20 protein-coding genes and 2 tRNA genes are annotated in these 23358 nt (G+C 59.8%); 21 read left to right on the top strand and 1 reads right to left on the bottom strand.

The window, feature by feature from the left end:
- Nucleotides 1-20 precede the first annotated feature (20 nt).
- The 6 genes from dnaJ to FFS13_RS17305 all read left to right on the top strand — a co-directional run bounded on the left by dnaJ (nucleotide 21) and on the right by FFS13_RS17305 (nucleotide 7536).
- Nucleotides 21-1151, top strand: coding sequence for a molecular chaperone DnaJ (dnaJ, locus tag FFS13_RS17330; protein WP_137820304.1), 1131 nt, complete (start codon nucleotides 21-23; stop codon nucleotides 1149-1151).
- A 77-nt stretch (nucleotides 1152-1228) separates the two neighbouring features.
- Nucleotides 1229-2029, top strand: coding sequence for a 4-hydroxy-tetrahydrodipicolinate reductase (gene dapB / locus FFS13_RS17325; RefSeq protein ID WP_137820303.1), 801 nt, complete (start codon nucleotides 1229-1231; stop codon nucleotides 2027-2029).
- 194 nt (nucleotides 2030-2223) lie between these two features.
- The gene (gene carA / locus FFS13_RS17320) at nucleotides 2224-3372 is read left to right on the top strand and encodes a glutamine-hydrolyzing carbamoyl-phosphate synthase small subunit (RefSeq protein WP_137820302.1); all 1149 of its coding nucleotides are present in this window, start codon (nucleotides 2224-2226) and stop codon (nucleotides 3370-3372) included.
- A 36-nt stretch (nucleotides 3373-3408) separates the two neighbouring features.
- On the top strand, nucleotides 3409-6630 hold the full coding sequence (carB, locus tag FFS13_RS17315) for a carbamoyl-phosphate synthase large subunit (protein ID WP_137820301.1): 3222 nt from the start codon (nucleotides 3409-3411) through the stop codon (nucleotides 6628-6630).
- The gene (gene greA, locus FFS13_RS17310) at nucleotides 6627-7103 is read left to right on the top strand and encodes a transcription elongation factor GreA (RefSeq protein ID WP_137820300.1); all 477 of its coding nucleotides are present in this window, start codon (nucleotides 6627-6629) and stop codon (nucleotides 7101-7103) included. The genes carB and greA overlap by 4 nt, the downstream gene beginning before the upstream one ends.
- A complete protein-coding gene (locus tag FFS13_RS17305) occupies nucleotides 7081-7536 on the top strand; it encodes a DUF4149 domain-containing protein (RefSeq protein ID WP_137820299.1) in 456 nt (151 codons plus the stop codon). The genes greA and FFS13_RS17305 overlap by 23 nt, the downstream gene beginning before the upstream one ends.
- Before the next feature lie 18 nt (nucleotides 7537-7554).
- Here FFS13_RS17305 and yhbY read toward each other — a convergent pair whose 3' ends face one another.
- Nucleotides 7555-7863, bottom strand: a complete 309-nt coding sequence (gene yhbY, locus FFS13_RS17300) for a ribosome assembly RNA-binding protein YhbY (RefSeq protein ID WP_119956201.1) — start codon at nucleotides 7861-7863, stop codon at nucleotides 7555-7557.
- Between the two features lie 103 nt (nucleotides 7864-7966).
- On the opposite strand from yhbY, the gene rlmE reads away from it, so the two are divergent.
- The 15 genes from rlmE (at nucleotide 7967) to pnp (ending at nucleotide 23205) form a co-directional block, all read left to right on the top strand.
- Nucleotides 7967-8602 carry a 23S rRNA (uridine(2552)-2'-O)-methyltransferase RlmE gene (gene rlmE / locus FFS13_RS17295; protein WP_137820298.1) on the top strand — a complete coding sequence of 212 codons (636 nt, stop codon included), beginning with the start codon at nucleotides 7967-7969 and terminating at the stop codon, nucleotides 8600-8602.
- 211 nt (nucleotides 8603-8813) lie between these two features.
- The gene (gene ftsH, locus FFS13_RS17290) at nucleotides 8814-10730 is read left to right on the top strand and encodes an ATP-dependent zinc metalloprotease FtsH (protein ID WP_171006508.1); all 1917 of its coding nucleotides are present in this window, start codon (nucleotides 8814-8816) and stop codon (nucleotides 10728-10730) included.
- A gap of 8 nt (nucleotides 10731-10738) precedes the next feature.
- Nucleotides 10739-11590: a dihydropteroate synthase gene (gene folP, locus FFS13_RS17285; protein ID WP_137820296.1), complete on the top strand. Its 852-nt coding sequence runs from the start codon at nucleotides 10739-10741 to the stop codon at nucleotides 11588-11590.
- A 16-nt stretch (nucleotides 11591-11606) separates the two neighbouring features.
- Nucleotides 11607-12944, top strand: a complete 1338-nt coding sequence (glmM, locus tag FFS13_RS17280; protein WP_137820295.1) for a phosphoglucosamine mutase — start codon at nucleotides 11607-11609, stop codon at nucleotides 12942-12944.
- A 65-nt stretch (nucleotides 12945-13009) separates the two neighbouring features.
- Nucleotides 13010-13765 carry a triose-phosphate isomerase gene (gene tpiA / locus FFS13_RS17275; RefSeq protein WP_137820294.1) on the top strand — a complete coding sequence of 252 codons (756 nt, stop codon included), beginning with the start codon at nucleotides 13010-13012 and terminating at the stop codon, nucleotides 13763-13765.
- 4 nt (nucleotides 13766-13769) lie between these two features.
- A complete protein-coding gene (gene secG, locus FFS13_RS17270; RefSeq protein WP_137820338.1) occupies nucleotides 13770-14153 on the top strand; it encodes a preprotein translocase subunit SecG in 384 nt (127 codons plus the stop codon).
- A 10-nt stretch (nucleotides 14154-14163) separates the two neighbouring features.
- Nucleotides 14164-14249 (top strand) — tRNA-Leu (locus FFS13_RS17265).
- 99 nt (nucleotides 14250-14348) lie between these two features.
- Nucleotides 14349-14423, top strand: a tRNA-Met gene (locus FFS13_RS17260).
- Nucleotides 14424-14553: 130 nt separating this feature from the next.
- Entirely contained in the window at nucleotides 14554-15012 is a 459-nt protein-coding gene (gene rimP / locus FFS13_RS17255) for a ribosome maturation factor RimP (protein ID WP_119956194.1), read from the top strand.
- A gap of 47 nt (nucleotides 15013-15059) precedes the next feature.
- The gene (nusA, locus tag FFS13_RS17250; protein ID WP_137820293.1) at nucleotides 15060-16541 is read left to right on the top strand and encodes a transcription termination factor NusA; all 1482 of its coding nucleotides are present in this window, start codon (nucleotides 15060-15062) and stop codon (nucleotides 16539-16541) included.
- Nucleotides 16542-16566: 25 nt separating this feature from the next.
- Entirely contained in the window at nucleotides 16567-19077 is a 2511-nt protein-coding gene (gene infB, locus FFS13_RS17245; protein ID WP_137820292.1) for a translation initiation factor IF-2, read from the top strand.
- 124 nt (nucleotides 19078-19201) lie between these two features.
- Nucleotides 19202-19615: a 30S ribosome-binding factor RbfA gene (gene rbfA / locus FFS13_RS17240; protein WP_137820291.1), complete on the top strand. Its 414-nt coding sequence runs from the start codon at nucleotides 19202-19204 to the stop codon at nucleotides 19613-19615.
- Between the two features lie 4 nt (nucleotides 19616-19619).
- The gene (gene truB / locus FFS13_RS17235; protein WP_137820290.1) at nucleotides 19620-20537 is read left to right on the top strand and encodes a tRNA pseudouridine(55) synthase TruB; all 918 of its coding nucleotides are present in this window, start codon (nucleotides 19620-19622) and stop codon (nucleotides 20535-20537) included.
- Between the two features lie 116 nt (nucleotides 20538-20653).
- The gene (gene rpsO / locus FFS13_RS17230; protein ID WP_137820289.1) at nucleotides 20654-20923 is read left to right on the top strand and encodes a 30S ribosomal protein S15; all 270 of its coding nucleotides are present in this window, start codon (nucleotides 20654-20656) and stop codon (nucleotides 20921-20923) included.
- 176 nt (nucleotides 20924-21099) lie between these two features.
- On the top strand, nucleotides 21100-23205 hold the full coding sequence (gene pnp, locus FFS13_RS17225) for a polyribonucleotide nucleotidyltransferase (protein ID WP_137820288.1): 2106 nt from the start codon (nucleotides 21100-21102) through the stop codon (nucleotides 23203-23205).
- Nucleotides 23206-23358 lie beyond the last annotated feature (153 nt).

Genomic DNA, 23358 nt, shown 5'->3' with positions numbered 1-23358 from the left:
TTTAAGAGTGCTGAACAATTATGTCTAAACGTGACTTTTACGAAGTGCTGGGTGTCGAGCGCGGCGCTAGCGAGGCGGAGCTGAAGAAGGCTTATCGCCGGTTGGCGATGAAGCACCACCCGGATCGCAATCCTGGCGATAAAGCCTCGGAAGAGAAGTTCAAGGAGGCCAACGAGGCCTACGAAGTGCTGTCCGACGCGAACAAGCGTGCGGCCTTCGACCAGTACGGGCATGCCGGGGTCGATCCGAGCATGGGCGGCGGCGCGGGCGGTGCAGGCTTTGGCGGGGCGAACTTCTCCGACATCTTCGGTGATGTGTTCAGTGACTTCTTCGGGGGTGCTCGCGGCGGTTCGCGCGGCGGTGCGCAGCGCGGCAGTGATCTGCGCTACACCCTGGAGCTGAATCTGGAAGAGGCGGTGCGGGGCACCACCGTAACCATTCGCGTGCCGACCCTGGTCAATTGCAAAATCTGCGAGGGTTCCGGGGCGAAGAAAGGCACCAGCCCGGTGACCTGTACCACCTGTGGCGGCATCGGTCAGGTGCGCATGCAGCAGGGCTTCTTCTCGGTGCAGCAAGCTTGTCCGCGTTGCCATGGCAGCGGCAAGATGATTGCCGACCCCTGTGGCGCCTGTCACGGTCATGGTCGGGTGGAAGAGCACAAGACCTTGTCGGTCAAGGTGCCGCCAGGCGTCGACACCGGCGACCGCATTCGTCTCTCCGGTGAGGGCGAGGCGGGCGCCATGGGTGGCCCGGCGGGCGACCTGTATGTCGTGGTGAATGTGCGCGAGCATGCGATCTTCCAGCGTGACGGCAAGCACCTGTACTGCGAGGTGCCGATCAGCTTCGCCGATGCGGCGCTGGGTGGTGAGTTGGAAGTGCCGACCCTGGATGGCCGGGTCAAGCTGAAGATTCCGGAAGGCACGCAAACTGGCAAGTTGTTCCGTCTGCGCGGTAAGGGCGTTGCCCCGGTGCGTGGTGGCGGGGCTGGCGACCTGATGTGCCGGGTTGCGGTGGAGACACCAGTGCATCTGGATAAGCGCCAGCGTGAACTGCTCGAAGAGTTCCGCAAGTCGCTGCTGGGCGATACCAGCCACTCGCCCAAGGCCAGTGGCTGGTTCGAGGGCGTGAAGCGCTTCTTCGGGGATGTATAACTAACCAGTTGCAGGCGTCAGGCGGCGGGCGCTGCCTGCACCTTGCAGCTTTGGGCTGGTAGCTGGGAGCTGGATTTATGCGACGTATAGCCGTAGTGGGCGCCGCTGGGCGCATGGGCAAGACCCTGATCGAAGCGATACAGCAGGCCGGTGCCCGCTTGACGGCGGCGGTCGATCGCCCGGACAGCAGCCTGATCGGGGCGGATGCTGGTGAGCTGGCGGCGCTTGGCAAGCTGGAGGTGCCGTTGTCGGGGGATCTGGCCTCGGTGCTGGACCGCTTCGATGTGCTGATCGATTTCACCCACCCGTCCGTGACCTTGCAGAACCTGGCGCTGTGTCGGCAGGCGGGCAAGGCCATGATCATCGGTACCACGGGCTTCAGTGCCGAAGAGAAGCTGGTGCTGGCGCAGGCGGGCAAGGAGATTCCGATCGTCTTCGCCGCCAACTTCAGCGTTGGCGTCAACCTCTGCCTGAAGCTGCTGGATACCGCCGCTCGCGTACTGGGCGATGAGGTCGATATCGAAATCATCGAAGCGCATCACCGGCACAAGGTCGATGCGCCGTCCGGCACGGCGCTGCGCATGGGCGAGGTGGTGGCCAGTGCGTTGGGGCGTGATCTGCAGAGGGTCGCGGTCTATGGTCGTGAGGGTCAGACCGGTGCGCGTGAGCGGCAGACCATCGGCTTCGCCACCGTGCGTGCGGGGGATGTGGTCGGCGACCACACCGTGCTGTTCGCGGCGGAGGGTGAGCGCGTGGAAATCACCCATAAGGCCTCCAGTCGCATGACCTTCGCCAGGGGGGCGGTGCGTGCGGCGTTGTGGTTGGAAGGGCGGCAGCCGGGGCTGTATGACATGCAGGATGTGCTGGATCTGCGCTGAGGCAACAAAAGGGTCGCAATCGCGGGTAGACCAAAAAGGCCTTTTTCTGTAAGCTACAGCTTTAGTGTGTCCACTAAAAGCGCGCGGGAACTTGAAAAAGTGATTCGAAAAAAGCGGGGTGACGTGTCCAAGCGTCATCCCGCTTTTTTACAACCTGCGTACGCCCTGTCAGGCTTGATTGAACGGAGGTTTTCTTGACTAAGCCAGCCCTTAAACCAGCCATTTTGGCCCTTGCTGATGGCAGCATTTTTCGCGGCGAAGCCATTGGAGTCGACGGCCAAACCGTTGGAGAGGTGGTGTTCAACACCGCCATGACCGGCTATCAGGAAATCCTTACCGATCCTTCCTATGCCCAGCAAATCGTTACCCTGACTTATCCGCATATCGGCAACACCGGCACTACGCCGGAAGACGCCGAATCCAATCGCGTCTGGTCCGCCGGCCTGGTGATTCGCGATCTGCCCCTGGTGGCCAGCAACTGGCGTAGCACCCTGTCGCTGTCGGATTACCTGAAGGCCAACAAGGTGGTGGCCATTGCCGGTATCGACACCCGTCGCCTGACCCGCATCCTGCGTGAGAAAGGCGCACAGAACGGCTGCATCCTGGCGGGCGACAACATCTCCGATGAGCAGGCACTGGCCGCGGCCCGCGGTTTCCCGGGGCTGAAGGGGATGGACCTGGCGAAGGTCGTGAGCGCTAGCACGCGTTACGAGTGGCGCTCGAGTGTCTGGAACCTGAAAACCGACAATCACCCGGAAATCGCCGCTAGCGAGCTGCCGTATCATGTGGTTGCCTACGACTACGGCGTCAAGCTGAACATCCTGCGCATGCTGGTCGAGCGCGGTTGCCGCCTGACCGTGGTGCCGGCGCAGACTCCGGCCAGCGAAGTGCTGGCGCTGAAGCCGGATGGCGTGTTCCTGTCCAATGGCCCGGGTGACCCGGAGCCGTGCGATTACGCCATCACCGCGATTCGCGACATCCTCGAAACCGAGACTCCGCTGTTCGGCATCTGCCTCGGTCATCAGTTGCTGGCCCTGGCCTCCGGTGCCAAGACCGTGAAGATGGAACTCGGCCACCACGGCGCTAACCACCCGGTTCAGGATCTGGACAGCGGTGTGGTGATGATTACCAGTCAAAACCACGGTTTTGCGGTAGACGAAGCAAGCCTGCCGGCCAATCTGCGCGCAACCCATAAGTCGTTGTTCGATGGCACCCTGCAGGGCATCGAACGTACCGACAAGGTGGCCTTCAGCTTCCAGGGGCACCCGGAAGCCAGCCCGGGCCCGATGGATGTCGCGCCACTGTTCGACCGCTTTATCGAAGCCATGGCCGCGCGCCGCTAAGCCTGCCGACTGACCTACGGATTCGAGTGAGAGAAAATGCCAAAACGTACAGACATTAAAAGCATCCTGATCCTCGGCGCTGGCCCCATCGTAATTGGCCAGGCCTGTGAGTTCGACTACTCCGGCGCCCAGGCCTGCAAGGCCCTGCGCGAGGAGGGTTACCGGGTCATTCTGGTGAACTCCAACCCCGCGACCATCATGACCGACCCGGCGATGGCCGATGCGACCTACATCGAGCCGATCAAATGGCAGACCGTTGCCAAGATCATCGAAAAAGAGCGCCCGGACGCGTTGCTGCCGACCATGGGCGGCCAGACCGCGTTGAACTGCGCGCTGGACCTGGAGCATCACGGGGTGCTGGAGAAATTCGGCGTCGAGATGATCGGTGCCAATGCCGACACCATCGACAAGGCCGAAGATCGTTCGCGTTTCGACAAGGCGATGAAAGACATCGGTCTGGCCTGTCCGCGTTCCGGTATCGCCCACAGCATGGACGAAGCCTATGCGGTGCTCGACAAGCTGGGTTTCCCGTGCATCATCCGCCCGTCTTTCACCATGGGCGGCACCGGTGGCGGTATCGCTTACAACCGTGAAGAGTTCGAGGAAATTTGCGCCCGCGGTCTGGACTTGTCGCCGACCAAAGAGCTGCTGATCGACGAGTCGCTGATCGGCTGGAAGGAATACGAGATGGAGGTGGTCCGCGACAAGAAGGACAACTGCATCATCGTCTGCTCCATCGAGAACTTCGACCCGATGGGCGTGCATACCGGCGACTCGATCACGGTTGCGCCAGCGCAAACGCTGACCGACAAGGAATACCAGATCATGCGCAACGCCTCCTTGGCGGTGCTGCGTGAGATTGGCGTGGAAACCGGCGGTTCCAACGTGCAGTTCGGTATCTGCCCGGAAACCGGGCGTATGGTGGTGATCGAGATGAACCCGCGGGTGTCGCGTTCCTCGGCGCTGGCCTCGAAAGCCACCGGTTTCCCGATTGCCCGCGTCGCGGCCAAACTGGCGATCGGCTACACCCTCGACGAACTGCAGAACGAGATCACTGGCGGCAAGACCCCGGCGTCCTTCGAGCCTTCGATCGATTACGTGGTCACCAAACTGCCACGCTTCGCCTTCGAAAAATTCCCCAAGGCCGACGCACGCCTGACCACCCAGATGAAGTCGGTCGGTGAAGTCATGGCCATCGGCCGGACCTTCCAGGAATCCCTGCAGAAAGCCCTGCGCGGCCTGGAAGTGGGTGTCAGCGGTCTGGACCCGAAACTCGATCTGAGTAACCCGGAAAGCCTGAGCGTGCTCAAGCGTGAGCTGACCGTGCCGGGCGCCGAGCGTATCTGGTACGTGGCGGACGCCTTCCGCGCCGGCATGACGGTCGAAGACATCTTCGGCATGAACATGATCGACCCCTGGTTCCTGGTACAGATCGAGGACCTGATCAAGGAAGAGGAGCGGATCAAGACCCTGGGTCTGGCCACCATCGACCGCGACCTGATGTTCCGCCTCAAGCGTAAAGGCTTCTCCGATGCGCGCCTGGCCAAGCTGCTGGGCGTCACCGAGAAGAGTCTGCGTCGCCATCGTCACAAGCTCGAGGTCTACCCGGTCTACAAGCGCGTCGACACCTGTGCTGCCGAGTTCGCCACGGATACCGCCTACATGTACTCGACCTACGAGGAAGAGTGCGAGGCCAACCCGTCAACGCGCGACAAGATCATGATTCTGGGCGGCGGGCCGAACCGGATCGGGCAAGGCATCGAGTTCGACTACTGCTGCGTTCACGCGGCACTGGCGCTGCGCGAAGACGGGTACGAGACCATCATGGTCAACTGCAACCCGGAAACCGTGTCCACCGACTACGACACCTCCGATCGCCTGTACTTCGAACCAGTGACCCTGGAAGACGTGCTGGAAATCGTCCGCGTCGAGAAGCCGAAAGGCGTGATCGTCCAGTACGGCGGCCAGACTCCGTTGAAACTGGCGCGTGCCCTCGAAGAAGCCGGCGTGCCGATCATCGGCACCAGCCCTGACGCCATCGACCGCGCCGAAGACCGCGAGCGCTTCCAGCAGATGGTCGAGCGCCTGAATCTGCGTCAGCCGCCAAACGCCACCGTGCGCAGCGAAGACGAGGCGATTCGTGCCGCGAGCAAGATCGGTTACCCGCTGGTGGTGCGTCCGTCCTACGTGTTGGGCGGCCGGGCGATGGAGATCGTCTACGAAGAAGAAGAACTCAAGCGTTACCTGCGCGAAGCGGTGCAAGTGTCCAACGACAGTCCGGTGCTGCTGGACCACTTCCTCAACTGCGCCATCGAAATGGATGTCGACGCGGTCTGCGACGGCACCGACGTGGTGATCGGCGCGATCATGCAGCACATCGAACAGGCTGGCGTGCACTCCGGTGACTCCGCGTGCTCGCTGCCGCCGTACTCGCTGCCGGCGCATATCCAGGACGAGATGCGCGAGCAGGTCAAGAAAATGGCCCTCGAGCTGGGTGTGGTCGGCCTGATGAACGTGCAGTTGGCGCTGCAAGGCGAAGACATCTACGTCATCGAAGTCAACCCGCGCGCCTCGCGTACCGTGCCGTTCGTGTCGAAGTGCATCGGTGTTTCCCTGGCCATGATCGCGGCTCGCGTCATGGCCGGTAAAACCCTGAAGGAAATCGGCTTCACCAAGGAAATCATTCCGAACTTCTACAGCGTGAAAGAGGCGGTGTTCCCCTTCGCCAAATTCCCTGGCGTTGACCCGATCCTCGGGCCGGAGATGAAGTCCACCGGTGAAGTGATGGGCGTCGGCGACACCTTCGGTGAGGCGTTCGCCAAGGCCCAGATGGGCGCCAGCGAAGTGCTGCCGACCGGCGGTACCGCGTTCATCAGCGTGCGTGACGACGACAAGCCACTGGTTGCCGGTGTTGCCCGCGACCTGATCAGCCTGGGCTTTGAAGTGGTCGCGACCGCTGGTACTGCCAAGCTGATCGAGGCGGCCGGGCTGAAAGTCCGTCGCGTCAACAAGGTGACCGAAGGGCGTCCGCACGTGGTCGACATGATCAAGAATGACGAAGTCACGCTGATCATCAACACCACTGAAGGCCGTCAGTCGATCGCCGACTCCTACTCCATTCGTCGCAATGCCCTGCAGCACAAGATCTATTGCACCACGACCATTGCTGCTGGCGAAGCTATCTGCGAAGCGCTGAAGTTCGGTCCCGAGAAGACCGTGCGCCGCTTGCAGGATCTCCACGCAGGATTGAAGGCATGACCAAATACCCAATGACCGTCCAGGGCGCTCGCGCCCTGGAAGAAGAATTGACTCACCTGACCAAGGTCGTCCGTCCGAAACTCAGCCAGGATATTGGCACCGCGCGTGAGTTGGGTGATTTGAAGGAGAACGCCGAATATCACGCCGCCCGTGAGCAGCAGGGGATGGTCGAGGCGCGTGTTCGCGATATCGAGGGCCGGCTGCAGAACGCAGTGGTCATCGATGTCACGACGATTGCGCATACTGGAAAAGTGATCTTCGGCACGACGGTCGAGATCGCCAATGTCGAAACCGATGATCGTGTGACCTATCAGATCGTTGGTGAGGACGAAGCCGACATAAAACTCGGCAAGCTGTCCGTCGGCTCACCCATCGCTCGTGCCTTGATCGCCAAGGAAGAGGGCGACGTGGTGACCGTGAGAACCCCAAGCGGTGTGATCGAGTACGAGATTGTCGAAGTCCGTCATCTTTAAGCGTCAGCCGCTTAAGGCGGGGGCGATCAGCTGGCAACTGGCTCAGACCTTCTGGGTGGGTGGCCTGTGGTTGCTGCACTTCATCCTGCTTCCCGCGCTGGGCAAGATGGGCTTGGCGCCGCTGTTGATCGAGGAGATCGCCGGCACGCTAGGCCCGTTGCTGGTTGGCCTGGCGGCCTTCTGCGCCTTCCTGCAGCTGTTGGTTCTGCTGCAGGCCGAGCGCTGGTCCAGCCTTTGGCGCGATATGCGAGGCCAACTGCTGCTGACCATCTTGCTGATGGCGGCGAGTTATTTGGCGCTGCACGAATGGAGGCCCGAGGCTGTACGCTGGCTACTGTTTAATTATTTGGTGCTGGCCCTGTGCGGTTTGCTGCTGGTGTTGCAGCCGGTGCCGGGCGGAGAGGGTGACAGGGCGCGCCAAGCGCGCCGCTGATGGCTGAAGCGCAGGCCCTTAGCTGTGGCGGCTGACGTTAGACAGCTGTTTATTGGCTTTGGGGTTCTTGCGATAAATCAGCGCCATTTTGCCAATGACTTGTACCAGCTCGCTCTTGGCGGTTTTGCACAGTTCGGCAATCGCCGCGAGGCGATCTTCGCGTTCGGTGATCCTGAGCTGGATCTTGATCAGTTCGTGATCGCTCAGTGCGCGCTCCAATTCGGCTAGCACACCTTCGGTCAAACCATTGTCAGCCACAATCAATACCGGTTTCAGATGGTGGCCGATAGATTTGTACTGTTTCTTCTGCTCCTGAGTGAGCGGCATAATCTGACCCCTGCGTCTGATCTGGTAAAAAGCGGCGGCCAGTTTACCCGAGCGACCCCGCAACCGCCCAGTTAATCACGCCCCGTCAATCTTGAGGTACCCCGTGGCACGTTCCAAGACTAGCCAGAACTGGCTCAGAGAACATTTCAACGATCCCTACGTGAAGATGGCGCAGAAGGACGGCTACCGTTCGCGCGCCAGTTACAAATTGCTGGAGATCCAGGAGAAGGACCGCATTCTGCGGCCTGGCAATACCGTGGTCGACCTGGGGGCGGCGCCCGGCGGCTGGTCGCAGGTCACCAGTCGTGTAATTGGCGACAAGGGCCGCTTGATTGCCTCGGATATCCTGGAAATGGACAGCATTCCGGATGTCACCTTTATTCAGGGTGACTTTACCGAGGCGCAGGTGCTAGCGCAGATTCTTGAGGCCGTCGGCAATAATCCGGTAGACCTTGTGATTTCCGATATGGCCCCCAATATGAGTGGAGTGAGGATGGCCGATCAGGCGCGCGCCATGTACCTGTGCGAGCTGGCGCTGGATCTCGCCGGGCAGGTGTTGCGTCCGGGCGGCGATTTTCTGATCAAGATATTCCAGGGCGAGGGCTTCGATCTTTACCACAAGCAGGTTCGGGCCATGTTCGAGAAGGTGCAGATGCGCAAGCCCCTGTCTTCTCGGGACCGTTCCCGCGAACAATATCTGCTGGCCCGCGGTTTCCGTGGTACGCCGAGTGGCACTTAAGCCCCTGGGCGAGGTCAAAAAACAAAGCGTTTTGCCGTGATAATACGTGTTTGCCGTAACCGGCCCGCGGGGTCGGCGGTTCATAAAGGGTTACAGACGGTTCCTGCCAGGGGTGGGAGTTGTGTAGTAAGTTAGGCCGGTAAATAACCAGCCGTCATGCGAGGCACGTTCCAGGACGGGGCCTGCTTCAGAGGGTAGCTAATTGAACGATATGGCAAAGAACCTGATCCTGTGGCTGATCATCGCCGCCGTTTTGGTGACTGTGATGAACAACTTCTCCAGCCCGAGCGAGCCGCAGACGCTGAACTACTCGCAATTTATCGAGCAGGTCAAGGATGGCGGGGTTCAGCGAGTGACCGTTGAAGGCTACACCATCAGTGGCATTGGCACCGATGGCAAGCCGTTCACCACTGTGCGACCGATGATCGAGGATCGGGGTTTGATCGGTGACCTGATCAACAATAACGTGATCGTTGAGGGCAAAAAGCCCGAGCAGCAGAGCATCTGGACCCAGTTGCTGGTCGCCAGCTTCCCGATTCTGGTGATCATTGCCGTTTTCATGTTCTTCATGCGCCAGATGCAGGGCGGTGCAGGTGGTAAAGGCGGGCCGATGAGCTTTGGCAAGAGCAAGGCACGCCTGCTCTCGGAAGATCAGGTCAAGACCACTCTGGCTGACGTCGCAGGCTGCGACGAGGCCAAGGAAGAAGTCGGCGAGCTGGTCGAATTCCTTCGCGATCCGGGCAAGTTCCAGCGTCTGGGCGGGCGGATTCCGCGTGGCGTGCTGATGGTTGGTCCCCCCGGTACCGGTAAGACCTTGTTGGCCAAGGCTATCGCGGGTGAGGCCAAGGTGCCGTTCTTCACCATCTCCGGCTCCGACTTCGTCGAGATGTTCGTCGGTGTGGGCGCGTCGCGGGTTCGCGACATGTTCGAGCAGGCCAAGAAGCATGCGCCCTGCATCATCTTCATCGATGAAATCGATGCCGTTGGTCGCCATCGGGGTGCCGGTATGGGCGGCGGTCACGACGAGCGTGAGCAGACCCTCAACCAGTTGCTGGTCGAGATGGATGGCTTCGAGATGAATGACGGCATCATCGTGATCGCCGCCACCAACCGTCCCGATGTGCTGGATCCGGCGCTGTTGCGGCCGGGCCGTTTCGACCGCCAGGTCGTGGTCGGTCTACCGGATATCCGTGGTCGGGAACAGATTCTGAAAGTCCATATGCGCAAGGTGCCGATGGGCGAAGACGTCAAACCGGCAGTGATTGCTCGTGGTACGCCAGGCTTCTCGGGTGCTGATTTGGCCAACCTGGTCAACGAGGCGTCGCTGTTTGCTGCGCGCTCCGGCAAGCGTCTGGTTGAAATGAAAGAGTTCGAGTTGGCCAAGGACAAAATCATGATGGGCGCTGAGCGCAAATCGATGGTCATGTCCGAAAAAGAGAAGCTCAACACCGCGTTCCATGAAGCAGGCCACGCCATTGTTGGGCGTTTGGTGCCGGAGCATGATCCGGTTTACAAGGTCTCGATCATCCCGCGCGGTCGCGCTCTGGGTGTGACGATGTTCCTTCCGGAGGAGGATCGTTACAGCTTGTCCAAGCGTGCGCTGATCAGTCAGATTTGCTCGCTGTACGGTGGTCGTATTGCCGAGGAGATGACGCTGGGCTTCGATGGCGTCACCACTGGGGCTTCGAACGACATCATGCGTGCCAGCCAGATAGCCCGGAACATGGTGACCAAGTGGGGGTTGTCCGAGAAACTCGGTCCGCTTATGTATGCCGAAGAAGAGGGCGAAGTGTTCCTTGGACGCAGCATGGGCAGCCAACACAGCAATATATCTGGCGAAACTGCCAAGATGATCGATCAAGAAGTTCGTAGCATCATCGATCAGTGCTATGGCACGGCCAAGCGCCTGCTGGAAGAGAATCGCGACAAGCTGAATGCGATGGCTGAAGCACTGATGAAGTATGAAACCGTCGATGCCGAGCAGATCGATGACATCATGAATGGTCGCGTGCCGCGCGAGCCGCGTGACTGGCAAGATGGTGGGGACGATTCCGGTGCGTCGCTAAGCAAGCGAGATGACGTTGAGCTCCCCGAGAAGCCCATTGGTGGGCCGGCCGCCGAGCATTAAGGCCTGACATGACTCTAGCGCAATACCCAGACCGGCTGCCGTGTGGCAGCCGGTTTCTTGATTTAAGTCGCCCGCAAGTGATGGGCATCCTCAATGTCACCCCTGATTCCTTTTCCGACGGTGGGCGCTTTAGCCACGTAGATGCGGCGCTCAAGCATGCTGCAACTATGGTTGCCGCGGGCGCGGCTCTGATTGACGTAGGTGGCGAGTCCACCCGGCCGGGAGCTCGCGCGGTATCGCCGGTCGAGGAGCTCGAGCGGGTCGCGCCGGTGGTAGAGGCGATTGCGCGCGAGCTGGATGTGATCGTCTCGGTGGATACCTCGACGCCGGCGGTCATGCGTGAAGTCGCTCGGCTTGGTGCGGGGCTGATCAATGATGTGCGCGCGCTGCGGCGCGATGGTGCCTTGGAGGCGCTGGTGGCCAGTGGTTTACCGGTGTGTTTGATGCATATGCGCGGTGAGCCGGGCAATATGCAGCAAAATCCGCACTATGCGAATCTACTGGGCGAGGTCAGCGATTTTCTGCTCGAGCGCCTGGCAGCTTGTGCGGCAGTCGGAATTGGCGCCGAGCGGGTGATCCTCGATCCGGGGTTTGGCTTTGCCAAGACGCTGGAGCATAACCTGAGCCTCTTCAAGCATCTGGAGGTCTTGCATGCGCTGGGTCGGCCGCTGTTGGTCGGTGTTTCGCGCAAGAGCATGATCGGCCAGGCACTGGGTCGTGAAGTGGGCGAGCGTTTATACGGTGGTTTGGCCTTGGCCGCTTTGGCAGTGGCCAAGGGGGCGCGCATCCTGCGAGTGCATGATGTGGCCGAGACAGTCGATGTCGTACGCATGATCACTGCTGTGGAAACGGCAGAATAAGAAAGGCGGAGTGTTTATGAGTAGAAAATATTTTGGCACCGATGGTATTCGCGGGCGCGTCGGTGAATTTCCGATCACTCCTGAATTCATGCTCAAGCTGGGCTGGGCTGCTGGTATGGCTTTTCGCCGTCAGGGTGCTTGCCGTGTATTGATCGGTAAGGACACGCGGATTTCCGGCTATATGTTCGAGTCGGCGCTGGAGGCGGGGTTATCCGCTGCCGGGGCTGATGTGATGCTGCTGGGGCCGATGCCGACGCCGGCTATCGCTTATCTGACCCGTACCTTTCATGCCGAGGCCGGTATTGTCATCAGCGCCTCGCACAATCCGCACCATGACAACGGCATCAAGTTCTTCTCTGGTCAGGGCACCAAGCTGCCGGATGAGGTGGAGCTGATGATCGAGGAGCTGCTCGACGCTCCGATGACCGTGGTCGAGTCGGCGCAGTTGGGCAAGGTCTCGCGGATCAACGATGCCGCGGGTCGTTATATAGAATTCTGCAAGAGCAGCGTGCCCAGCAGCACGGATTTCGCCGGCCTCAAACTGGTGATCGATTGTGCCCATGGTGCGGCCTATAAGGTCGCGCCGAGTGTGTTTCGCGAGTTGGGCGCGCAGGTGTCGGTGCTTTCTGCGCAGCCGAACGGCTTGAATATCAACGATGGGTGCGGTTCGACCCACATGCAGGCTTTGCAGGCCGCCGTAGTGGCGCAGCAGGCGGATTTGGGCATCGCCTTCGATGGCGATGCCGATCGTGTGTTGATGGTCGATCACACGGGTGCGGTGGTGGATGGCGATGAGTTGCTGTTTATCATTGCGCGCGACCTGCAGGAGCGTGGCAAGTTGCAGGGGGGGGTGGTCGGTACTCTGATGAGCAATTTGGGTCTGGAGTTGGCGTTGGCCGACCTGGGCATCCCCTTTGTTCGGGCGAAAGTGGGCGATCGCTATGTGATCAGCGAGTTGCTGGAGCGTAATTGGCAGTTGGGTGGCGAGAATTCGGGGCATATCGTGTGCTTCCAGCACACCACCACGGGCGATGCGATTATCGCGGCACTGCAGGTTTTGCTGGCGCTCAAGCGGCACGGGCAGAGCCTGGCGCAGGCGCGGCAGAGTTTGCGCAAATGCCCGCAGGTGTTGGTCAATGTGCGCTTTGCAGGCGGCCAGAATCCAGTCGAGCATGTTGCTGTCCAGGATGCTTGCGCTCGGGTTACCGAGCGTATGGGTGGGCGCGGGCGCGTACTGTTGCGCAAATCCGGCACCGAACCGCTGGTCAGGGTCATGGTGGAAGGTGATGATGAGGCCCTGGTGCGTAGCTATGCCGATGAATTGGCTAAAGTAGTTACAGAAGTCTGTGCCTGATTCGGCTTGCCAGCCCAGAAGCTCTTGGGTAACATCTGCGCCCACTTTGATCGACGAGGTAGAGCATGCGTCGCCCCTTGGTTGCTGGTAACTGGAAAATGCACGGTACCCGCGCCAGCGTCGCTGAGCTGATCAAAGGCCTTCGTCTTTTGGCTTTGCCGAGTGGCGTCGAAGTTGCGGTTTTCCCGCCCTGTCTGTACATCAATCAGGTGATGACTGGCCTGGACGGCAAGTCTATTGCTGTTGGTGCGCAGAATTGTGCGGTTGAGCCAATGCAGGGTGCGCTGACGGGTGAAGTTGCGCCAAGTCAGCTGGCTGATGCCGGCTGTACTTTGGTGTTGGTCGGTCACTCGGAGCGGCGCCTGGTTCTCGGCGAGCGTGATGAGTTGTTGAGTCGTAAGTTTGCCGCCGCGCAATCTTGTGGGTTGATCCCGGTGCTGTGCATCGGTGAGACTCTGGAGCAGCGCGAGGCGGGTAAGACTCTTGAGGTGGTAGGGCGTCAGCTTGGCAGTGTCATCGAAGAGTTGGGTGTCGGTGCCTTCGCTCACGCAGTCGTAGCTTATGAGCCGGTCTGGGCGATTGGTACCGGGCTGACGGCGTCGCCGCAGCAGGCGCAGGAAGTGCATGCGGCTATTCGTGCGCAGTTGGCGGCAGAAAATGCTGAAGTGGCGCGCGGTGTAAGGATTCTTTATGGCGGCAGTGTTAAGGCGGCCAATGCGGTTGAATTGTTCGGCATGCCGGATATCGATGGGGGGCTCATTGGTGGGGCCTCTCTGAATGCGGATGAGTTTGGTGCGATCTGTCGTGCCGCAGGAAGCTGAAGAAATGCTGGAAACTGTCGTTGTAGTTTTGCATCTGTTGGCGGCGCTGGGTGTTGTTGCGCTAGTTCTGCTGCAGCAGGGTAAGGGGGCGGATGCGGGTGCCTCTTTTGGTTCTGGTGCTTCGGCAACTGTGTTTGGTAGCCAAGGTTCCTCTACCTTTCTTAGTCGCTTTACTGCTATACTTGCGGTCGCTTTTTTCATTACTAGCTTGGGCTTAGGCTTCTTTGCTAAGGAAAAGGCTGAAGCGCTGACTCAGGTTGGTTTGCCTGATCCGGCGGTTCTGGAAGTGCAGCAAGAGAAGCCGGCCACTGAAGATGTGCCGGTGCTCGAAGAGCAAAAGCCTGCGGCTAACGCGGCTGGCGTACCTCAAGCTCCAGAGCAGAAGTAAAAAGAGTTTTGCCGAGGTGGTGGAATTGGTAGACACGCTACCTTGAGGTGGTAGTGGCCATAGGCTGTAGGGGTTCGAGTCCCCTCCTCGGTACCATATTTAACAAGAAGGCCCGCTGTAAGCGGGCTTTCTTGTTGGTAGGGGTTGGATTGACCCTTGAGCATGTTAGGCCGTATAATCCGGCCCCAGCTTTGGCGCGGGGTGGAGCAGTCTGGTAGCTCGTCGGGCCCATAGCCCGAAGGTCGTTGGTTTATCCAGCCCCCGCAACCAGTTGTAGCGGAGCCCCTTTTCAGGGGCTTTTTGCTAGCTGGACAGTTAGATCCGCTGTATCTATAAGCGGTTTCAAAGGGATGGGCGATTCGCCCATTTTTTATTTGCACAGCGCGCACGAGGGGTTCAGGTGTCGAGCAAGCTAGAAGAGTTGCAGGCCTTGTTGGCCCCGGTAGTCGAGGCCCTTGGCTATCAATGCTGGGGTATCGAGTTCCTGTCTCAGGGGCGGCATTCTCTGCTGCGGATCTATATCGATCATGCCAATGGCATTCTCGTTGAAGACTGCGAGAAGGTCAGCCGTCAGTTGAGTGGCGTTCTCGATGTCGAGGACCCAGTCAGTAGCGAATACACCCTTGAGGTGTCCTCTCCGGGTATGGATCGGCCACTGTTTACTATTGAACAGTTCGCTGCGCATGCCGGTGAGCAAGTAAAGATCAAGCTGCGTTCGCCTTTTGATGGGCGGCGCAACTTTCAGGGCCTCCTCCGCGGAGTAGAGGAGCAGGACGTCGTGGTGCTGGTTGATGATCACGAATATCTGTTGCCGATCGACTCGATCGACAAGGCCAATATTGTTCCCAGTTTTGACTGAGACGCGGATCCCGCGGATCCAATGGATTGCGAAAGGCGAGGCGTACGATGAGCAAAGAAGTACTGCTGGTTGTTGAGTCGGTGTCCAACGAAAAGGGCGTACCGGCCGGCGTTATTTTTGAGGCGCTGGAGCTGGCCCTGGCCACTGCGACCAAAAAGCGTTTTGACGTTGAGGTTGAGTTGCGTGTGGAGATTAATCGCCACACCGGTAACTACGAGACCTTCCGTTGCTGGACCGTGGTCGACGACGAGTCGCTGCTTAACCTGGCTTCTGAACTGACGCTCGATGAAGCGCGGGAACAAAAGCCGGATGCCCAGATTGGCGACGTGATCGAAGAGAAAATCGAATCGATCGAGTTCGGCCGTATCGCTGCGCAGACCGCCAAACAGGTGATAGTGCAGAAGGTTCGTGAGGCTGAGCGCGCTCAAGTGGTCGAGGCGTATCGTGAGCGGCTCGGTGAGATCATTGCCGGCACCGTGAAGAAAGTGACCCGCGACAACGTCATCGTCGATCTGGGTAACAACGCTGAGGCGCTGCTGGCGCGTGAAGACATCATCTCGCGTGAAACTTTCCGCGTGGGTGCCCGCGTGCGCGCCTTGCTGAAAGAAATCCGCACCGAGAACCGCGGCCCGCAGCTGATTCTGTCGCGTACTGCGCCGGAAATGCTGATCGAATTGTTCCGCATCGAAGTCCCGGAAATCGCTGAAGAGTTGATCGAAGTGATGGCCGCCTCCCGTGATCCGGGTTCGCGCGCCAAAATTGCCGTGCGCTCCAAAGACAAACGCATCGACCCGCAAGGCGCCTGCATCGGCATGCGCGGCTCGCGTGTGCAAGCCGTGTCGGGTGAGTTGGGCGGTGAGCGTGTCGATATCGTGCTGTGGGATGACAATCCTGCACAGTTCGTGATCAACGCCATGTCACCGGCCGAAGTCGCAGCCATCATCGTTGACGAAGATGCCCATGCCATGGACATCGCCGTTGGCGAAGACAATCTGGCTCAGGCTATTGGCCGTGGCGGTCAGAACGTGCGGTTAGCCAGTCAGTTGACCGGTTGGACGCTGAACGTGATGACCGAAGCGGATATCCAGGCGAAGCAACAAGCTGAAACTGGCGACATCCTGCAGCGCTTTATCGACGAGTTGGAAGTCGATGAGGAGTTGGCGCAGGTGTTGGTGGAAGAAGGCTTCACTAGCCTGGAAGAAATCGCCTATGTGCCGATGGAAGAAATGCTCAGCATCGAGGGTTTTGACGAAGAGATCGTCACCGAACTTCGCGCTCGCGCCAAGGATCGCTTGCTGACTAAAGCCATCGCTACAGAAGAAAAGCTGGCAGACGCTCATCCCGCCGACGACCTGCTCTCACTCGAGGGTATGGACAAGGCGCTTGCGCATGAACTGGCAGTGCGCGGCGTGATTACCCGCGAAGACCTGGCCGAGCAGTCGATTGACGACCTGCTCGACATCGACGGTATCGACGCTGAGCGTGCCGGCAAGTTGATCATGGCCGCCCGAGCCCATTGGTTCGAGTAAGTTCGCGGCCTGAGGAGAGAAGTGCATGACGCAAGTCACGGTGAAAGAACTGGCCCAAGTGGTCGACACACCGCTAGAGCGCCTGCTGCTGCAGATGCGTGAGGCGGGTTTGCCGCACACCAGCGCCGAGCAAGTTGTGACCGATAACGAGAAGCAGGCCTTATTGGCGCATCTCAAAGGAAGTCACGGCGAAAAGGTTGAAGAGCCGCGCAAGATTACCTTGCAGCGCAAGACCACCAGCACGCTGCGCGTCGCCGGTAGCAAAACTATCAGTGTTGAAGTGCGCAAGAAGAAAACCTTCGTTAAGCGCAGCTCGGAAGAAATCGAAGCCGAACAGAAGCGTGAGCAGGAAGAGCAGCGTGCTGTGGAAGAGGCTGCGCGCCTGAAGGCTGCCGAAGAAGCCAAGCGCCAGGCTGAAGGGGAAGCGCGCCGTCAGGCCAGCGCTCCGGCTCAGTCCGCTGCCCAAGCTGAAGTGGTTCGCGACGTCTCGGCCGCGGTTGCGGCCGTTGAGTTGCCGCCGGTCGTTGCGCCGGCGGCGGATGAGCGCAAGAAAGATGAGCCGCGCCGCCCGGACAAGACTCGCAATGATGATAGCGATCGCCGTGGCGACCGCAAGAACACTGCGCATCGTCCGTCGGTCAAAGAGAAGGAAAAGGTTCCGGCTCCGCGTGTGGCGCCGCGTACTACTGACGAGGAAAGCGACAGCTTCCGTCGCGGTGGGCGTGGCAAGGCCAAGCTGAAGAAGCGTAACCAACACGGCTTCCAGAGCCCAACCGGGCCGGTAGTCCGTGATGTGGCGATTGGCGAGACCATCACGGTTGGCGAGCTGTCGCAACAGATGTCGGTCAAAGCCGCTGAAGTGATCAAGTTCATGTTCAAGATGGGCACTCCGGTGACCATCAACCAGGTTCTGGATCAGGAAACTGCGCAACTGATTGCCGAAGAGCTCGGCCACAACGTCAAGCTGATCAGCGACAACGCCCTGGAAGAGCAATTGGCTGAATCCTTGAAGTTCGAAGGTGAAGCCATTGCCCGTGCGCCGGTGGTGACCGTTATGGGCCACGTCGACCACGGCAAGACCTCGCTGCTCGACTACATCCGTCGCGCCAAGGTGGCCGCCGGTGAAGCCGGTGGTATCACCCAGCACATCGGTGCCTACCACGTTGAAACTGAACGCGGCATGATCACCTTCCTCGATACCCCGGGTCACGCCGCGTTTACCGCCATGCGTGCCCGTGGTGCCAAGGCCACCGACATCGTGATCCTGGTGGTGGCGGCGGACGACGGCGTGATGCCGCAGACCATCGAAGCTGTACAGCATGCGAAGGCTGCGGGCGTTCCGCTGGTCGTTGCAGTCAACAAAATCGACAAGCCGGGTGCCGATCTCGATCGCATCAGGAGCGAACTGTCCGTCCACGGTGTTACCTCGGAAGAATGGGGTGGTGACAACCCGTTCGTTTCCGTCTCCGCGAAAATGGGTACCGGTGTCGACGAGCTGCTCGAAGCAGTCCTGTTGCAAGCCGAAGTTCTGGAGCTGAAAGCGATCCCGTCCGCTCCTGGACGAGGCGTCGTGGTTGAATCGCGTCTCGACAAAGGTCGTGGCCCGGTTGCAACCGTTCTGGTCCAAGACGGTACCCTGCGCCAAGGCGACATGGTGCTGGTCGGCTCGAACTTCGGCCGCATCCGCGCCATGCTCGACGAGAACGGCAAGCCGGTGAAAGAAGCCGGCCCGTCGATCCCGGTCGAAATCCTCGGCTTGGATGGCACCCCGGATGCAGGTGACGAGCTCAGCGTGTTGACCGATGAGAAGAAGGCGCGTGAAGTGGCCTTGTTCCGTCAAGGCAAGTTCCGCGAAGTCAAACTGGCTCGCGCACATGCCGGCAAGCTGGAGAACATCTTCGAGAACATGGGTCAGGCAGAGAAGAAGACGCTCAATATCGTCCTCAAATCTGACGTCCGGGGATCGCTGGAAGCCTTGCAGGGCGCCTTGGGTGGCCTGGGTAACGACGAAGTGCAGGTGTGCGTAGTCGGTGGCGGTGTCGGTGGTATCACCGAGAGCGATGCGAACCTGGCATTGGCCTCCAACGCCGTACTGTTTGGCTTCAACGTGCGTGCCGATGCGGGCGCACGGAAGCTCGTCGAGCAGGAAGGTCTGGATATGCGTTACTACAACGTGATCTACGACATCATCGAAGACGTCAAGAAAGCCCTCACCGGTATGCTCGGCAGCGATGTTCGCGAGAACATCCTGGGTGTTGCCGAAGTGCGTGACGTGTTCCGTTCGCCGAAGTTCGGTGCGATCGCCGGTTGCATGGTGCTGGAAGGTGTTGTGCACCGTAACCGTCCGATCCGCGTACTGCGCGACGACGTGGTGATCTTCGAGGGCGAGCTGGAGTCCCTGCGCCGCTTCAAGGACGACATGTCCGAAGTCCGTGCGGGCATGGAATGCGGTATCGGCGTGAAGAGCTACAACGACGTCAAAGCCGGTGACAAGATCGAAGTGTTCGAGAAGATCCAGGTGGCTCGTAGCCTCTAAGCGCGAGCTGTTATACGCAACGCCCGGTCCGGCTTCTGCCTGGCCGGGCGTTTGCCGCTTTCAGACCGCCTGGGTTTTGCCCGCGCGGTGAGTGACAGGCTAGAAGTGATAGGTGTAGAGCACCATGGCAAAAGAATATAGCCGTACCCAACGCATCGGCGATCAGATGCAGCGCGAGCTGTCGCAGCTTATCCGTCGCGAAATCAAAGACCCGCGCGTAGGCCTGGTGACCATCACCGCCGTCGAGGTGAGTCGTGATGTCGGCCACGCGAAGATTTTCATCACCGTGATGGGCCAGGACAGCGCTGAAGACATCGCACAGAACATCAAGGTGCTCAACGACGCCGCCGGCTTCCTGCGCATGCAGTTGGCCCGGGCGATGAAGCTGCGCAGCGTGCCGCAACTGCATTTCCACTACGACGAAAGTGTGATGCGCGGTGCGCACCTGTCGGCGCTGATCGAGCGGGCAGTGGCGGAGGACGGCCAGCATCCTGGGGACGTCGCCGCGGCTGAGGTCAAGGCCGAAGTCAAGGAGTAGAGGCGTGGCTCAGGTTAAGCGTATTCGCCGTAACGTCAGCGGCATCATCCTGCTCGACAAGCCTAAGGGCTTTAGCTCCAACGCGGCGCTACAGAAGGTGCGTTGGCTGCTGAATGCCGAGAAAGCCGGGCATACCGGCAGCCTCGATCCGCTGGCCACCGGCGTGTTGCCGCTGTGCTTCGGCGAGGCGACCAAGTTCTCGCAATACTTGCTCGATGCCGACAAGGGTTACGAGACCGTCATGCAACTGGGGGTCACGACCACCACGGCCGATGCGGAAGGCGAAGTGCTGGAGCGTCGTGAAGTGACCGTTGGTCGCGCCGATATTGAGGCGGTTTTACCCCGTTTTCGTGGGGAAATCAGTCAGATACCGCCGATGTATTCGGCGCTCAAGCGTGATGGGCAGCCGCTCTACAAGCTGGCGCGGGCTGGCGAGATAGTGGAGCGCGAAGCGCGTTCTGTTACTATTGCGCGCCTGGAATTACTGGTCTGCGAGTCGGCGCAGGCGCGGCTGGCAGTAGCCTGCAGCAAAGGCACCTATATCCGCACCCTGGTCGAGGATATTGGCCAGATTCTGGGTTGTGGCGCCCACGTTGCGGAATTGCGTCGTACTCAGGCCGGTCCCTTCAGCCTGGCCCAGACGGTCAGCCTGGACGAGCTGGAACAAGCCCACGCCGAAGGTGGTAACGAGGCGGTCGATCAGTTCCTACTGCCGTCGGACAGCGGGCTTGAGCATTGGCCACTGTTGCAGTTCTCGGAACACAGTGCGTTTTATTGGCTGCATGGGCAGCCGGTACGTGCCCCGGATGCGCCGAAGTTCGGCATGGTCCGGGTGCAAGATCATAACGGTCGCTTTATCGGTATCGGTGAAGTGAGCGAAGACGGGCGTATCGCGCCGCGTCGATTGATTCGGTCAGAATGACCGAACGAGGGTGGCTGTTAATAGGCACGGTCACATCTCACTTTAAGATACGAGGATTTGTCCTCGGCCTATTGGAACTGCGTCGTTTCGCAGTGTCCTAACTGAGAGGAAGCCACATGGCACTCAGCGTTGAAGAAAAAGCTCAGATCGTAACCGACTACCAGCAAGCTGTAGGCGACACCGGTTCTCCGGAAGTGCAAGTTGCACTGCTGACCGCCAACATCAACAAGCTGCAAGGCCACTTCAAGGCCAACGGTAAAGACCACCACTCGCGTCGTGGCCTGATCCGTATGGTAAACCAGCGTCGTAAGCTGCTGGATTACCTGAAAGGTAAGGACGCCACTCGTTACAGCACCCTGATCGGGCGCCTGGGTCTGCGTCGCTAATAGCGACGTTGCTAGAGGTTGGTTGTCTGTTGCGGCTTGTCGGGTTTTCCTGATGGGGCGTGGCAGGCTTCCAGCCTCAAGTTTTATCTGGACAGCCCTCGGGTCCGAATCCCGTCGTTGCCCACAAATTTCGCAACACACAGATTTCCCCAAGGCAAATAGAAGGTAACGACACCGTGAACCCGGTAATCAAGAAATTCCAGTTCGGTCAATCGACCGTCACCCTCGAGACTGGCCGTATCGCCCGTCAAGCCTCCGGCGCTGTGCTGGTCACCGTCGATGACGACGTTACCGTGTTGGTAACAGTGGTTGGCGCCAAGACCGCCGACCCGAGCAAGGGCTTCTTCCCGCTTTCCGTGCATTACCAGGAAAAGACCTATGCCGCCGGCAAGATCCCTGGTGGTTTCTTCAAGCGTGAAGCGCGTCCGTCCGAGAAAGAGACGCTGACCTCGCGTCTGATCGATCGTCCGATCCGTCCGCTGTTCCCAGAAGGTTTCATGAACGAAGTGCAGGTCATCTGCACCGTCGTGTCGACCAGCAAGAAAACCGATCCGGACGTGGCTGCCATGATCGGCACCTCGGCCGCTCTGGCCATCTCCGGCATCCCGTTCGAGGGCCCGATCGGCGCCGCTCGCGTCGCCTTCCATGAAAGCACCGGTTACCTGCTGAACCCGACCTACGAGCAACTCAAGGCTTCCAGCCTGGACATGGTCGTGGCCGGTACCGCCGATGCCGTGCTGATGGTTGAATCGGAAGCTAAAGAGCTGACCGAAGACCAGATGCTCGGCGCAGTGCTGTTCGCCCACGATGAGTTCCAGTCGGTGATCAAGGCCGTTGCCGAGCTGGCTGCCGAAGTCGGCAAGCCGACTTGGGACTGGAAAGCCCAGGCCAAGAACACCGTGCTGCTCGATGCCATCCGCGCCGAGTTCGGCGAAGCGATCTCCCAGGCCTACACCCTCACCGTCAAGCACGAGCGTTATGGTCGTCTCGGCGAGCTGCGTGACCAGGTGGTTGCGAAGCTCTCCGGTGCCGAAGGCCAGCCGTCCGCGGCTGAAGTCAAAGACGCCTTCGGCGAAATCGAATACCGCACCGTGCGCGAGAACATCGTCAACGGCAAACCGCGTATCGATGGTCGCGACACCCGCACCGTGCGCCCGCTGGCCATCGAAGTCGGCGTACTGAGCAAGACTCACGGTTCGGCGCTGTTCACCCGTGGCGAAACCCAGGCCCTGGTGGTCGCGACCCTGGGTACTGCTCGTGACGCGCAACTGCTGGATACCCTCGAAGGCGAGCGCAAAGACCCCTTCATGCTGCACTACAACTTCCCGCCCTACTCGGTAGGCGAGTGCGGCCGCATGGGGGGTGCCGGTCGCCGCGAAATCGGTCACGGCCGTCTGGCCCGTCGCAGCATCGCGGCCATGTTGCCGGCCGCCGACGTGTTCCCCTACACCATCCGTGTAGTCTCGGAAATCACCGAGTCCAACGGCTCCAGCTCCATGGCTTCCGTCTGCGGCGCTTCCCTGGCGTTGATGGATGCTGGTGTGCCGATGAAGGCGCCGGTTGCCGGTATCGCCATGGGCCTGGTGAAAGAAGGCGAGAAGTTCGCCATCCTCACCGACATCCTCGGTGACGAAGACCACCTCGGCGACATGGACTTCAAGGTGGCCGGTACCGCTAAAGGCGTTACTGCGCTGCAGATGGACATCAAGATCAACGGCATCACCGAAGAAATCATGGAGATCGCCCTGGGCCAAGCCCTGGAAGCTCGCCTGAACATCCTCGGTCAGATGAACCAGGTGATCGCTCAGTCGCGCACCGAGCTGTCGGCTAATGCTCCGACCATGATCGCGATGAAGATCGATCAGGACAAAATCCGCGACGTCATCGGCAAGGGTGGCGCTACCATCCGCGCTATCTGCGAAGAGACCAAGGCTTCGATCGACATCGAAGACGACGGCAGCATCAAGATCTTCGGCGAAACCAAGGAGGCTGCAGAGGCCGCGCGTCAGCGCGTACTGGGCATCACCGCGGAAGCCGAGATCGGCAAGATCTACGTCGGTAAGGTTGAGCGCATCGTCGACTTCGGCGCATTCGTCAACATCCTGCCGGGCAAAGACGGTTTGGTGCACATCTCGATGCTGAGCGATCAGCGGGTCGAGAAAGTCACCGACGTGTTGAAAGAAGGTCAGGAAGTCAAAGTTCTGGTACTCGACGTGGACAACCGCGGCCGTATCAAACTGTCGATCAAAGACGTAGCGGCAGCCGAGGCTTCGGGCGTTTAATCCCGAACTTCGCTGATGCCGATGAAAGAGGGCCCTTGCGGGCTAATGCCAGTCAGTTAAGCTGATTGGCATTTTTGTTTCTGATCGGATATTTCGGGGATTTGAGCCTGATAGCCCGAGGATAAATACGCTCTTCTCGCCGATGCGGCAGGA

The sequence above is a fragment of the Pseudomonas sp. 2FG genome (genome assembly GCF_005502935.1).
Taxonomy (GTDB): domain Bacteria; phylum Pseudomonadota; class Gammaproteobacteria; order Pseudomonadales; family Pseudomonadaceae; genus Aquipseudomonas.
This window is presented reverse-complemented; position numbering and strand designations above follow the sequence as displayed.